Raw genomic sequence first — 13,532 nt, forward strand, 5'->3', positions numbered from 1 at the left:
TTGAAAAACATGAAAACTGACGACTTTTTTGGAAGGTATGAATAATTCAGGATTTAGAAGGATTGTTAATTAATACAACAGTCTCTCTTTCTAAAATATAAAATTCTGAGTCTAATGAATATATTCTTCCATCATCATCCGTATAAAAATGCGAAATTCCAGATAGATTAAACTTTTTACCTTTGACTTTATCGTAATATTTATCTAGAACCTCTATAGCCACGTCGGGTATTTCTGAAACTAATTCGCCAATTTCTCTTTCAAAAATATTAGCAATAATTTTTTGATGCTTTTTAATGGCCTCAGAAATAATAATATTTCCATCCTTTAAAGAAGGCATTGCATCTATCGCTGCTATATTATCAGAAACATAATTCTTCTGATGCTTTTGTTTGATGAAATCTACTAGAATATCTTTTCTCGCTGATGCAATAAATATTCTTTTTTCTTTCATTTTTCCATTTTTTGAAGAACGATGATATAACCGCTTATATGTTACTTTACTTAAAGGAATCTGATTATGTTCCAATAAATTACGCAATATAATTACAAATCGAAATTCTTCAAACTGATAGCTTTCATTAATTAACCCCTTATTATGGGTTCGTACATTATTTATAAATACTGAACTCTTTAAAAGGTAATCTATTAGCACTGATTCGTAATCCCAAACCATTTTCTGCATTACAATGCTATCTATTTTTTTAGTATCGTGTTTCGTTTTTTTTATAAAGTACGCATACTTATGCTGTGAAATAACAACATATTTGTATAATCGTCGTAATTCGTCTATCAGCATTACTACAGGAAATAACTTCTTCGCATCGTTAAATTCTTGCATACTCATAGGAACACATTTAATTATCTGCGTCCTACTTCTTCCCTCAAATGCGAACATCTCATTGTTAAATCTCTCAGGTCTTTTATTATCCAATGCTCATCCACCCATTCACAGTAATTCCTGACTAAATAACCACATCACTTATGATACGGACTTCCCTCATTAATCATAAACGCCCGGTACACCTGCTCCGTCAACACCAACCGCATCAACTGGTGGGGCAACGTGAACCGGCCAAAGGAAATCTGCGTGTTTGCACGCTTCAAGACTTCCGGCGCCAGCCCCAGCGAGCCACCAATCACGAAGGTTAAATCCGAGTGGCCGTACGTGGTCAGGTCCTTAATTTCTTTGGCAAACTCCTCCGAGGAGCGTTCCTTGCCCAGAATGGCCAACGCAAAGACGTATTCGCGGTCCTTAATCTTCTCCAAGATCCGGTCGCCTTCCGCCTGCATGACCTGGTCCATCTGCGCCTGGGAGAGACTCTCCGGGGCCTTCTCGTCCGGGACCTCCACAATCGAAAACTTACAGAAGCGGGAGAGTCGCTTGGCGTACTCCGCGATGCCCTGCTTAAAATACTTCTCCTTTAACTTACCTACCACCACAAACTTGATGTTCATAACGTCCTCCAATTTCAGTTATCCACAGGTGCATAAAATTCTACGCTCCCGGAACCGACTACTTTACGGTTGATTATACCCCGAATCTCACCACCCCGGCAAATCCCCTTCATGGCCGTTACCAGCCGTTTTCTAGATACCCCCCAGGGTAGATTGAAAGCACCATTATCAGGGGCTTTCCCCTGAATCCATAATCCAATCGTCCCCCGATGTTTCACATGAAACATTCCCGTTCAGCCACCCAACTCCACGTCATCGGCCCGTACCACGTTCCGTAACCCGCCTTTATTCCCCCATCCCTGCAAAAACGGGTGACTCACGGCAATCCCACCGTCCGTCACCCGTTTTTTTCTATGTTCCATCAATAATTCCGCTCAAAATATGCAGTAATTCAGCTACTTTCGTCCCACTCCCCCGAATTCAACGGTCACGACACGCTCCAATGCTCCCATCAGCCAGCACCAAACCGTCACTTCCGTGTCCTCGACACTCAACCGCCCACCTCTCCCAACCAGCCCGACTTATTCACAAAGTTATCCACAGGTTCGATCGTCAAAATGCCAGATATAGGGGGTCGAAAATTTTCCCACCCCCACATCTATTTCTTTTTAATTTGTCAATCCTTTTCGACTTATCCACAGTTATCCACAGAAACGTATGTTTGTTCGCACAATCCGCATCCCCTGTCCCATCAACGTTTCGGCCAACAGTGTTCACAATCAGTCATACTTATCCCCACGCTTTTCGTCAGCCTGTGGATAACTTAATAACCGCTACCATCCTTAGTTTTCCACTATTTCTAATTTTCCCGCCAAGTTTGTGAATCGAATTATCCACAAGTTATCCACAGGATTTCCACCACTTTTTTTCGACCTGAATTACCCCCATCTATCCCCCTTTTTCGTTCGGAGTGGCGACGGTCCCATCCGGCTTGCACCGCTTCCAACCATTCTAAATTTTCGGCTTTTCCGGCCATGCAAAAAGCGGACCCCACTCTGCGTGAGGTCCGCTTCTATTGACGTTAAGTTTTAGCTTTCCGAGTTAGCCGTGGTCGACGAACTCTTCAGTTGGGACGACGTTTCTGTTAATTTCACGGTCGTGGTCTTCTTCTTACCGTTGTGGTAATAAGTCATCGAGACCGAATCGTTCAACTTGTACTTGTACAACAGGTCCCGCAGCGTGGACTGGCCGCTGATCTTGTGGCCACCCAGTTCGGTGATGACGTCGTACTTAGTCAACCCCGCCTTCTTAGCCGGCGAGTCGGACGTGGTACTCATGACCACGACCCCGGCGTCGACACTAGACGGCAATTTCAGGATTGATTTCTGTTGGGACGACGAAACGTTGGCTAAGTCGACGTAGGTAATCCCCAGCGCCGGCCGCACCACTTTGCCCTTCTTGACCAGTTGGTTGATGATGTTGACCACTTCGTTCGACGGAATGGCAAAACCCATCCCCTCGACGCTGGTTCCCGAAGTGTCGCTGGCAATCTTCGAGGACGTAATCCCGATGACCTGGCCACCGACGTTGATCAGCGCCCCACCGGAGTTCCCGGGGTTGATGGCGGCATCGGTCTGGATAACCGTGGCGTTCCCGGTTTGGGTGCCGGCCGAATTGGTGGTCTCAATCGTCCGCTTCTTGGCGGAGACGATTCCTTCCGTCAGTGAGGTCGCGTACTGGCTGCCTAGCGGTGACCCGATGGCCAAGGCGGTCTCGCCGACCTTGATCTTATCCGAGTCGCCAAACGAGGCAATGGTCTTTAACGACGACCCGTTGACCTTCAACACGGCCAGGTCGGTCACGGAATCTTTCCCGACCAACTTCGCCTGGAGTTGTTGGCCACTACTGGTGACCACCCGCAGCGCCGAAGACCCCGACACCACGTGGTTGTTAGTCACGATGTAAGCGGTGTTGCCGCTCTTCTTGTAGACCACCCCGGACCCTTCGGAGGCCTCTTCCAAAGCGGACTTCGACGTCGATCCCGACGACGAACTCTGCCCGAAGAGTTCCCCTAACGTGCCACTACTACTGCTTTGTTTTTGTAAATTAATCACGGACACCATGGCACCCTTGACCTGGTTAAAGGCCTTGGTGGCTTGGGTGTTCACGTTGACCGTCACGTTCGACGTCTTGGTGTTACCCGTCTTGTTGGAGCCCGCGGGCACCGCCGTCGAGGTGACGCCGCTATTATTGAGGTAATTCATGCCCCCGTAAGCGACGCCCCCACCTAACAGTCCGGCAATTGCCGCCGTCACGGCCACCTTGGTCATGGTCACTTGACCACGCTTCCGGGGTTGCGGCGTTGGCTCCGGCGTCGGTTGTGATTGATCGTTAAATTGGTTTTGCGTGTTGTTATTGTTATTATCAGCCATCGTCTTTGCGCGTCTGCGCTAACCCTCCTCATATTCTGATCACACCAGCCGTGGGCCCTGGTCGTTTTACGTGATGATTGGCTCACTGGCCGTCCCGGCAACGCTGTGTTACTTGCCCGGATTCATCGGCGAAACGCCGGTCTCCTTGCTGGTCATCTAAAATTTTATACCCCCTATTTTAGCGGGCGAGTGTGAATTTTTTGCGATGAAAGTTCGTGGAAGTCCTTAAAGTTTTAGATGGCTTCCAGCGGGGTGGCCTCTTCGGGATTGGTATCGATCAGCTTGAAGTCGTCGCCCACCCCGAAGTCCTTGTTTTCCATCATCGAAGCCACGGTCAAATGACACAGCGACTTCATATTGTTGTGCAGGCTGCGGTGCCCCAGGTAGATCTTCTTGGTGCGGTTACCCAGCACATCCATCAACACATCGGCGCCTTCCTCATTGGACAGGTGCCCCTTGTCGCCTAAAATCCGTTGCTTCAACGGCCACGAATAGTCACCCATCCGCAGCATCTCGACGTCGTGGTTGCATTCCAGCAGATAGGCGTCGGCGTCCTTGATGACGCCCTCCACGTGTTCGGACACGTAGCCGGTATCCGTCAAGATCACGAAGGTCTTGCCGTGGTAGTGCAACGCGTAAAACTGGGGTTCGGCGGCGTCATGGGAGACCGAGAAACTCTCCACGTCGATGTCGCCAAAGGTTTGGACCGTGTCCGGCGCAAACAAATGCTTTTGCGCTAAATCGACCTTACCGATGCGTGGCGCCATCGCGTCCCAGGTGCCCTGGTTGGCGTAGACGTTTAGTTGTTCGTAGCGGCGGGCCAGAATCCCCACGGCCTTGCGGTGATCCGTGTGTTCGTGGGTCACCAATAACGCGTTGACGTCGGTCAGGCTCCGGTCGATATCGCCCATCAGTTTTTCAATTTTCTTACCACTTAAGCCTGCATCAATCAGCAGGCGTTCGTTGGGACTTTCCACATAACAAACGTTGCCCGTGCTGCCACTGGACAAAATGCTGATGCGTAAGTCGTCTACTTGTTGCGTACTCACTTTATCTAACCCTCTCTTGACCTAATACCGCTATAATACCGCATTCCGGGACGCTTGTAACGCGTTTTACGTGACCGTGACCGACCACCACGCTGCCAACCACCATCCCAGCGGCCCCCTTACGCCAATTAACCGGTGACTCGCAAAATAATTCCTTCAAATTTTACCGAATTTTTTTCACGGTGACAAGCGGGAATCATGGTTAACTGACCGTCACCTTAACCGGCGGCCACGCCATAAAATCCAGCCAGCCGTTAGTCCACCGACTTACCCGTGAGCAACTCAACCGATGGCTGCCTTAACATGCTCCGTGAGCTGGAGGGTCAAAATGGGCCGGAAGCTGCCAGTTTCCACTCTAATAAAAAAGGCGACCATCACTGGCCGCCTTTGTCTCACTAACTTAACTACTGGTCGTGCTCCCGCTGACCGTCTTGACGTTGCTATCCGAAGTCAGGATGGTTCCCGTAAAGGCGTTCACGCGTTTGAGCTGTAAGACCCCCGCGTTGTTTCCGCTGGTGGCCTTGACCGCGATGACCCAGGTCGGGATGTACACGCTACTGTTCTTCAAGGTAAAGTACCGCGTGTACGCCAACTTGGTCCACACGACCTTGGTGTTGTTTTGAATCTGGTTATATTGATAGAGCCCAATCAACGCCTTGCGTTCCGAAATCGTCTCGGTCTTTTCCCGCAACGTCTTCACGTCGGTCAGATACCCCTGCGTGTAGCCGGTCACGGTCCCGTCGTTAGTCAGGCTGAACCGCAACTGCCCGTACCGTGAATAGATCTGCCCGTCGGCCACCCGCTGCGTGTAGACCACCGTATTGCGGCTCGACAATTGCGCGTTGTACTGGTAGCTGGCCCCGTTTAAAATCAGGGCACTGTTACTGACCACGGTATCCATGACCTTGTTCGGGTGCTGGGTATCCACGTTGGTGATGGGCGTCTTGAATGTCGCGGTGATCAGCCCCTCGTCGTAGCGCACGGTCTGGTCCGTCAGACTGGTCAGGCTGGCCTTGAGCCGCGTGGCACTGTTGGTCGTGGAGATGTAGTACCCCTCGCTACTTTGCTTGGAGGGCGTTTTAAACGTAATGTTGTCTGCCCGCATCTCCTTCACAATCGTGGTATCACTGTCGGCCGAGCGGCTCGAGGCCGCATCCGACTGGCTAGTGGTATCGCGTTGAAAGGCCGCAAACAGGAAAATATCGATGGCGATAAAGGCGACTAAAAACAACCACTCAATGCGCCGAAAATCCATGCCGGACCGTCCCTCCTTGCCTGCCTATTTTAGTAGCTGGGTATAGTTCTTCCAGCTGCCGTTGTAGTATACGTACCAGGTCGGCGTCAGGTCGACCACTTTGTCGGAAGCCGACGAGGTGGCCCACTGGTAGCCCAGCTGAATACTGCTAATCTTTTTCTTACTATACCCGGCCGAACTCAGCTGGTCAATCACGGCTTGGGTGCCCGGTAACGTCACCGACCGTTTGTCGTTCGGGACTGGGACCTGCAGACTGTACAGCGAAAAATTGTACCGCCGCACACCCTGTGAAAGCAGCTGAATCCGTGCCGCGCCGTAGTTACTCTGGTTAAAAATCGGGAACCCTTCAACGAAACTGCGGTAGATCATGGTCCGTTTGGACGGACTGTACCCGTAGTAACGCAGGTTTTCCATGGGAATCCCCACCGATTTGACGGCCTTGTAGCTGGTAGTCAACTGTTGGCCGAAGCTCAGCGACGTCTGCAGAGCGCTGTAATCTTCAAACAGGGCCATGCCCAGCTTGTTGTAGATGGTCAGCTGCCGCGACGTGCCATCGCTATAGATGGTATTATCCTTGTTCTTCTTGGCCGTCACGTTGGTCGATTCCCCGTTGTTTAACAGCCGCGTGGTGAAGTAGTCCGATGACTGCTGGTTCACCAGGTAACTGTATGACGGCACCGTGACCCGACTGGTGACGTAAGCCATCGCCGTATCGTTGAGCCACTGCATCTTCACGTTGATCCGAAAGAGATTTTCCTTCAAGATCTTCCGTAGAGCAGACACATCGGGTTGCCGCACCCGGACCTTATAAACGGTCTGTTTGCGGTCATCCAGCAGGTACAGGGCCGGCTGGTCGCCCAGTGACACCATGATGCGGGAGAACTGGGTCGAGGTACGACTCAACTTACTGCCAAACACCGTGTTGAAGGTTTTGACGTCGACGGGACTGGCGTACGACAGTAACAGGCTATCCTTTTGTTGCAGGTAACCCATATATTTGGCGTGCGTCACCCCGCTGACCCGTGTGAGCCGGCCCAGTTTCCACTTGGAGAGGGCCTCGCGTAACTCGGTAGTCAGGTTGATCTTCCGGTTATTCAAGAGTTCTTGATTGCCGTTCGCGTCGGTCGACACCACCTGCGTGGGTAAAAACACGTCGCGTTGTGGCCGGGCGTTAATCTCGGTAGTCTGCGCGTTGGAACTGCGTTGCCGGTTATGCTCGTACTGGGCCGGATTGGTCCAAATCAACGCCGAAAAGGTAATACTGACCGCGACCGCCACGGTTAATCCCAGCGGTAACAGGATTTTAGTTATCTTCATCCCAGAGATCCTCCTCTTCGTACGGCTTGTAAGGTAAGGAAATGTAGAACGTCGAGCCGCGACCTTCGCGACTATCGACCCAAATCCGGCCGCCTAACATTTGGACAACTTCCCGGGAAATAGCTAACCCTAACCCCGTTCCACCTTGGGCCCGTGAACGGGCTTTATCGACCCGGTAGAACCGGTCGAAGATCCGTGGAATATCGGCCCGCGGAATCCCCAGGCCTTGGTCAGACACGCTTAAAATCACGTTGTTATGCGTCTCCAGGAGCCGGCAGGTAATCACCCCACCGTCCGGGGAATACTTGATGGCGTTGTTCATCAAGTTATCCAGCACCTGCGTGAACCGGTCGGTATCGATTTCGACCCACAAGTCGCGCTTGGTAAACTCGCGTTTGATGGTGTAGGTCTTCTCCGGATGATCGTCTTGCTTGATCATCATATCGAACCGGTCCAGGACGTAGTTATAGAGCTCGTTTAAATTGACCATTTCCAGATCCAGCTTCTGCGTCCCGGAGTCCATCCGCGACAGCGTCAGCAGGTCGTTGATCATCCGGATCATCCGGTCGGTTTCTTCCTGGGTGACCTTCAAGAAATCAGGAGCCACCTTGGGATCCTTCCAGGCCCCTTCGGACAACGCTTCGATGTACGAACGCACACTGGTCAGCGGCGTCCGCAGCTCGTGAGACACGTTGGACACGAATTGCTTACGGTCTTGGTCGATTTTTTGTTGTTCGGTGACATCATGGAGGACGCACACGATTCCGGAAATAAAACCGGATTCGCGCTGAATCAAGGAGAAGTAGGCCTGTAAAATCAGGTCGTGTCCCTTGGTCGAAAAGTCCAGCACGAGGTCATCGGGATCTTCGAGTAGTTCGCGCAAGGTGTAGTCTTGCCGAATCGCCAAAAGATCCAAGATGGACTTGCCAACCGCATCGTCGCTGTCGGTGTCCAAGAAGCTGCTGGCCGTTTCGTTGATGATCGTGACGTTCCCGCGTCGGTCTGTGGCAATGACCCCATCCGTCATGTGAGCCATCACGGAGTCCAACCGCCGCCGTTCCGATTCCGTGGATTCTTGAGCCTCTTCGACCCGCACGGACAGGTTATTGACGGCACTGGCCAATTGACCCAGCTCATCGTTACCGTAGACGTGCACGTGGCCGGAGTAGTCCCCCCGGGCGATACGCAACGTCTGCTTCTTCATTTCATCGATGGGCCGGGTAATTGCCCGGGAAATAATAATCGCCATGACCAGTCCTAAAATGATGGCCACGAACGTCGCCGACACGTAAATCAGCGTAATCTGGTTAATGTTTTGGTAGACGGAGTCCAGACTCGCCCGCATATAAATGACCCCGACTAAATCACTGTTGTTGCCCTGGGTCCGAATGATCCGGGTAATCGTGGTGTAGTAGCGGCTATTATTCTGCGAGTTATAGGTCGTCCGGACCACGTCGCGGTTGTTGTAAATCGAATTTTTAATATCACTATCGGTGGTCTTCTGCCCGACAATCCCCTGGTTATCCACCTCGTTAGTGCCCCGGATGGTCCCCTTGTTGTCGATCACCCGAATCTGGGCGTTGTTGGTGTTAGTGATTTCGGACAGCGTCGACTTGATCTGCTTGTCTGACTTGGTGGTATTGGTGCCCGCCAATTCATCAGATAAGCGGTTCACGATGTAGGTCTGGACCACCTGTTGTGCCTTGAACGTGTTCAGGTTTTGGTGTTCCAGTTGCCGCACGAAGACGGCCCCGACGATTTCCAACGTCAGTAGCAGCAGTAACGCAAAGACCAACGCGATTTTAAAATGAATCGATTGAAAGAATCTAATTTTGCTATTCACGAAGTTACATGCTCCTCCGCCAAAGATTTAGCGTTACCGCCAGCTTAAGCCTGATCGGAATCAGGGTTGCGCAGATAGTACCCCACGCCACGGCGCGTGACCAACCAAGTGGGATGCGAAGGACTGTCCTCAATTTTTTCTCGTAGTCGCCGCACCGTCACGTCGACGGTCCGCACGTCACCGAAGTAATCGTAGCCCCAAACCGTCTGGAGCAGGTGTTCACGGGTCATGACTTGGCCGATGTGTTGGGCCAGGTAGTGCAAGAGTTCGAACTCCCGGTGGGTCAATTCAATGTTGGCGCCACGCTTAGACACGGAGTAAGCCTCGGGGTGAATCGTCAAATCCCCGATTTCGATGTCTTGGTTTTCGGGTTCTTCGGGTTGGGCGTGCGCCGCGGTGTTTTGTCGCCGCAAGTTCGCCTTGACCCGGGCAACTAATTCCCGGTTAGAGAACGGCTTGGTAACGTAGTCGTCGGCCCCTAATTCCAGGCCTAGAACCTTATCTAATTCGGAGTCCTTGGCCGTGACCATGATGATGGGCATGTCGTGCTTCTTCCGGATTTCCCGGGCGACTTCCAGGCCGTCCACCTTTGGCAGCATCAGGTCCAAGATCACCAGATCCGGGGTGTTTTCTTCAACGTGTTGCAGGGCCGCTTCGCCGTCGTAAGCGACATCGACTTCGTAGCCTTCCTTTTCTAGGCTAAACTTCATGATATCTGAAATGGGCTTCTCGTCGTCGACTACTAGAATTTTTTTGGCCATAATTAAAAATTTCCTCCTTAAGGAAAAAAGACAGATCAATCCGATAATTGCAGGATTATCGGCAGGTCAACCACTGGATGTCACAAAACCATCGTCAGTGGGACCACTCCATTAAGTTGTTGCAAGTTACTCTCGTTTAAAGTCAAGGAATATGGGGCCACCACCAGGATGACCCGCGTGAATCTCAAGAGCGCCGTTCGTCCCGATAAACTTCCGGGTAACGAATTCATTCGGGCGCTACTTGAATTATAACACATCCGGCAGCTGGTTTCAGGGCTGCTCCATCACGGCTTTAAGCTGCCCTTAATTTAAAATTTCCCAGGAAATACTCCGATCACCCTAATCCAGAAGATGATTGTTGCTGTTATTGACACTCGAAATAAACTATTTTATAGGCAATTAATTAATCTTTTATCGAATCTGCGGGCTGGTGACACGAGATCAAACCGTTAAATTCAGGATTTAATCTACTCCATCACCCTATAATTTAAAAAAATCCAAATTTAGGCCAAATTTTTTGACAAAAAGGATTGCGTCCCCTTAGCTGACATGCTATGATAGTTCTCGTCGAAAAGATATGGGCAGTTAGCTCAGCTGGCAGAGCAACGGACTCTTAATCCGTGGGTCCAGGGTTCGATCCCCTGACTGCCCATCATATCTTTACCATTAATCAGCTCGTACGAAGAATTGACTTCGTGCCTGCTGATTTTTTTATGGCCGTCGTTAGGCCCGATTGTATAAAAATCAACTTTTTTCAAAAAAAGCTTGCATCACCCCCGGCAAACATGATATGATTATTTTCGTTGAAAAGATATGGGCAGTTAGCTCAGCTGGCAGAGCAACGGACTCTTAATCCGTGGGTCCAGGGTTCGATCCCCTGACTGCCCATCATATCGAAAACCGCTATCAACGATGATGGCGGTTTTTTTTGTGTCCCGAGTATTTATCCATTTTAAGAATGCTTATTCACTCGCCGCACCGGTCCTCGCCGACTGGTGCTTTTTGACTAACTGCATAAAAAGGCGGCGCCGACTCACTGGTCGTCACCGCCTTGCCCACACACTTGATTTAAAAGTTTACTTCCAATAAGCGTACTTGTATTGCGCGTCGCTCATCATGGTGTACTTCAATCCACCGACCTGCTTGGAGACCAGGTGCGCCTTCGCCTGTTGATACAGCGGCACCAAGCCGGCCTGCTGGGTCACGTAGGTATCGGCTTCCTTCATTAAATTCCACCGTTGTTGCGTGGTGTATTTGGCCGTATTGTCGATTTCACTCATTAAATTGGTGAAATGGGCGTTGTCCCACTTGGTGAAGTTGACGGAACTGGTCCCGTCAGCCATTTGTAAGAAGTCTGCGGGATCCCGCCAGTCGGTGGTCCAGCCGTCCAAGTCGATATCGTAATTACCTTGCGAACCCTTGTTGATCTGTTGGGCCAGTGGCAAAGCCTTGATGGAAATGGTCAGGCCCGGCATGTACTTTTGCGCCTGTTGTTGCAGGTATTGGGCCACGTGTTGTTGTTCGTCCGTGTCGGCCGTCAGAAGTTCCAGGTTTGCCTTCTTAATCCCCAATTCCTTTTTGGCTTGGGTCCACAGGGCCGTGGCCTTCTTAGGATTGTAACTGACCAAGTTGCCGACTTCCTTGGCGAAGTCCTCGCCGGTCTGCGGGTCGTTCCCGTCGCCGGTCGGAATCAGACTCTTGGCGGCCTGCGACCCGTCCTGCAACACGTTATTGGTGACCTGGTTCCGGTTCACGATGTACGAGAAGGCCTGCCGTACCTTGGTGTTATGCGTCACGGTCCGCTTGTCGTTAAATTCGAGGAACCGCATCGAACTGTTCAACGTGGTGGTCATTTCCGGGTTCTTGGCGTTTTGCTTGATGTATTGGCCGGTCAGGTAAGTTTCTTGAACCTTGCCCGACTTGAACAGGTTGACCGCCGTGCCGGCATCCTTGACGACCTGCACGCTGACCTTCGGGATCTGGACGTTCTTAGCGTTCCAGTAATGGTCGTTCTTCACGTAGGTCCAACTGTCACTGTTTCCGCTCCAACCGACCAACTTGTAGGCCCCTTCGGACATGGTCTTCGCGGCCGAGGTGCCGTAGTGACTGCCATACTTCTTGAAAAGGTCCGTCTTCATCGGGTATTCAGCCGTGGCCAGAATATCGGGCAACCAGGGTTGCGGCTTGGACAGGGTCAACTGCAACGTGTTGGCGTTGAGCGCCTTGACGCCTAACTTGCTGGGATCTAACTTGCCACTCTGGACGGCGGCGTAGTTCTTCAAATACTTCAGCTTGTTGGCGACTTGGGACTTAGACTTAGGATTGACCTGCCAATCAAACGAGGTCACGAAGTCCTGGGCGGTCACGGGGTCACCGTTTTGCCACTTGGCGTTCTTTTTGATCTTAAAGGTATAAACGGTGCCGTTTTGCGTGGGCTTGACCACCTTTTCGGCGACCCCGGCCACGACCTTACCGTTCTTATCCAGGGTGTACAGGCCCTCTTCGGTCTGCGCAATCATACTGGAACTGTTGACGTCCCCGGAAATGGCCGGGTCCGCCGTGGCGGGATTACCCACCAACGTGACGCCCAACGTGGCATCCTTACTCTTGCTCTGCGCCTGCGTGGTCCCACAACCGGCCAGGCCCACAATGGCCAGTAACCCTAAACTTAATCCTAATCCCATCATTTGTTTGTTCATCGTCATCGCTCCTTAATCGCCAAAAAAACGCACCCGTCCTCGTTGACCCGTTCCGGTCAACAAGGGCGAATGCGTCGCGGTACCACCTTGTTTTTTCACTCAATGCACTCCTCAAAAGTGCGCGTGGGGTAACGACCACGGTTCGGTCACGGCTACTAGGAATTCACCGTGACGATGTCCAGATGCGCTTCACGGGGGTTCGCGGGTTCGGCTGTCAGCTCTCCGAACTTGCTGGGCGGCTCCGCCCCGTTACTCTTCTCGACTTGCTCTTTGCTTTTTATTTATATATAAAGTATCACCATTCATTTTAAGCGTCAAGTATTTTATAAACATTCATTTTAGTGCATAAATTCTGAATATTCGCGTAAAAAAACGACGACCCCTTATTCGCGTAGGGTCGCCGTTTTGTATAAAAGCTATTTTATGGCAAATTAATCGACTTATTTTCCATCATATTCATTAGTGATGATACGGATGCTGGTGCTGATACGTCATGGTAGTGGTTTCGCGACTGACCGTCTTCCCCGCTTGACTAGTAGTCGTCTGCGTCTTCATCTCCACGTGACCGTGATGCCCACTTGAATCGGTCAACTGGACCGCCGTTTGGCCCGACGTCGGCTGGACTACCGAGTCCGTCACGGTCGACTGGTTCTGCGCGGTATGGGTTCCCCACAGGAAAAACCCCGCGACCAGACCCAGTAACAGTCCGCTCATTCCCCGGATAATTTTTTTCATGTTCATTCCCCTAATAACAATATTCCGATGCTCTAAGGATATT

The 13,532-nt window shown here is 51.1% G+C and carries 11 protein-coding genes and 2 tRNA genes; 2 read left to right on the forward strand and 11 right to left on the reverse strand.

The features are described from left to right. Positions 1–46 precede the first annotated feature (46 nt). From FD38_RS07560 to yycF, 9 genes are all read right to left on the reverse strand, one after another. Entirely contained in the window at positions 47–934 is an 888-nt protein-coding gene (locus FD38_RS07560; RefSeq protein ID WP_057732905.1) for a hypothetical protein, read from the reverse strand. Between the two features lie 44 nt (positions 935–978). Then, the gene (gene rlmH / locus FD38_RS07565; protein ID WP_045807714.1) at positions 979–1,458 is read right to left on the reverse strand and encodes a 23S rRNA (pseudouridine(1915)-N(3))-methyltransferase RlmH; all 480 of its coding nucleotides are present in this window, start codon (positions 1,456–1,458) and stop codon (positions 979–981) included. A gap of 233 nt (positions 1,459–1,691) precedes the next feature. Beyond that, positions 1,692–1,820, reverse strand: a complete 129-nt coding sequence (locus FD38_RS13090; RefSeq protein ID WP_263862345.1) for a hypothetical protein — start codon at positions 1,818–1,820, stop codon at positions 1,692–1,694. A 666-nt stretch (positions 1,821–2,486) separates the two neighbouring features. Beyond that, a complete protein-coding gene (locus FD38_RS07570; RefSeq protein WP_083485311.1) occupies positions 2,487–3,830 on the reverse strand; it encodes a S1C family serine protease in 1,344 nt (447 codons plus the stop codon). A 233-nt stretch (positions 3,831–4,063) separates the two neighbouring features. After that, positions 4,064–4,879: an MBL fold metallo-hydrolase gene (locus FD38_RS07575; RefSeq protein ID WP_057732908.1), complete on the reverse strand. Its 816-nt coding sequence runs from the start codon at positions 4,877–4,879 to the stop codon at positions 4,064–4,066. Between the two features lie 400 nt (positions 4,880–5,279). Continuing rightward, on the reverse strand, positions 5,280–6,134 hold the full coding sequence (locus FD38_RS07580) for a two-component system regulatory protein YycI (RefSeq protein ID WP_057732910.1): 855 nt from the start codon (positions 6,132–6,134) through the stop codon (positions 5,280–5,282). Between the two features lie 24 nt (positions 6,135–6,158). Then, the gene (locus tag FD38_RS07585) at positions 6,159–7,451 is read right to left on the reverse strand and encodes a YycH family regulatory protein (protein WP_057732913.1); all 1,293 of its coding nucleotides are present in this window, start codon (positions 7,449–7,451) and stop codon (positions 6,159–6,161) included. Continuing rightward, positions 7,438–9,294, reverse strand: a complete 1,857-nt coding sequence (gene walK, locus FD38_RS07590) for a cell wall metabolism sensor histidine kinase WalK (RefSeq protein ID WP_057732915.1) — start codon at positions 9,292–9,294, stop codon at positions 7,438–7,440. The genes FD38_RS07585 and walK overlap by 14 nt, the downstream gene beginning before the upstream one ends. A gap of 44 nt (positions 9,295–9,338) precedes the next feature. Then, on the reverse strand, positions 9,339–10,055 hold the full coding sequence (gene yycF / locus FD38_RS07595; RefSeq protein WP_057732917.1) for a response regulator YycF: 717 nt from the start codon (positions 10,053–10,055) through the stop codon (positions 9,339–9,341). A gap of 579 nt (positions 10,056–10,634) precedes the next feature. On the opposite strand from yycF, the gene FD38_RS07600 reads away from it, so the two are divergent. Both FD38_RS07600 and FD38_RS07605 read left to right on the forward strand, forming a co-directional pair. Further along, positions 10,635–10,707, forward strand: a tRNA-Lys gene (locus FD38_RS07600). A gap of 163 nt (positions 10,708–10,870) precedes the next feature. Beyond that, positions 10,871–10,943: transfer RNA gene (locus FD38_RS07605), tRNA-Lys, on the forward strand. Between the two features lie 188 nt (positions 10,944–11,131). Here the strand turns inward: FD38_RS07605 and FD38_RS07610 are convergent. Both FD38_RS07610 and FD38_RS07615 read right to left on the reverse strand, forming a co-directional pair. Then, entirely contained in the window at positions 11,132–12,754 is a 1,623-nt protein-coding gene (locus tag FD38_RS07610; protein WP_057732919.1) for a peptide ABC transporter substrate-binding protein, read from the reverse strand. Positions 12,755–13,213: 459 nt separating this feature from the next. Next, positions 13,214–13,489 carry a hypothetical protein gene (locus FD38_RS07615; RefSeq protein WP_057732921.1) on the reverse strand — a complete coding sequence of 92 codons (276 nt, stop codon included), beginning with the start codon at positions 13,487–13,489 and terminating at the stop codon, positions 13,214–13,216. Positions 13,490–13,532: the final 43 nt, after the last annotated feature.

This window comes from Levilactobacillus zymae DSM 19395, assembly GCF_001434115.1.
Lineage (GTDB): Bacteria > Bacillota > Bacilli > Lactobacillales > Lactobacillaceae > Levilactobacillus > Levilactobacillus zymae.

What these genes read in the sequence shown, in the direction of transcription:
- rlmH (WP_045807714.1), bottom strand. Translation starts at nt 1,458, where the DNA reads ATGAACATCAAGTTTGTGGTGGTAGGTAAGTTAAAGGAGAAGTATTTT.
- FD38_RS13090 (WP_263862345.1), bottom strand. Translation starts at nt 1,820, where the DNA reads ATGGAACATAGAAAAAAACGGGTGACGGACGGTGGGATTGCCGTGAGT.
- FD38_RS07570 (WP_083485311.1), bottom strand. Translation starts at nt 3,830, where the DNA reads ATGGCTGATAATAACAATAACAACACGCAAAACCAATTTAACGATCAA.
- FD38_RS07580 (WP_057732910.1), bottom strand. Translation starts at nt 6,134, where the DNA reads ATGGATTTTCGGCGCATTGAGTGGTTGTTTTTAGTCGCCTTTATCGCC.
- FD38_RS07585 (WP_057732913.1), bottom strand. Translation starts at nt 7,451, where the DNA reads ATGAAGATAACTAAAATCCTGTTACCGCTGGGATTAACCGTGGCGGTC.
- yycF (WP_057732917.1), bottom strand. Translation starts at nt 10,055, where the DNA reads ATGGCCAAAAAAATTCTAGTAGTCGACGACGAGAAGCCCATTTCAGAT.
- FD38_RS07610 (WP_057732919.1), bottom strand. Translation starts at nt 12,754, where the DNA reads ATGAACAAACAAATGATGGGATTAGGATTAAGTTTAGGGTTACTGGCC.
- FD38_RS07615 (WP_057732921.1), bottom strand. Translation starts at nt 13,489, where the DNA reads ATGAAAAAAATTATCCGGGGAATGAGCGGACTGTTACTGGGTCTGGTC.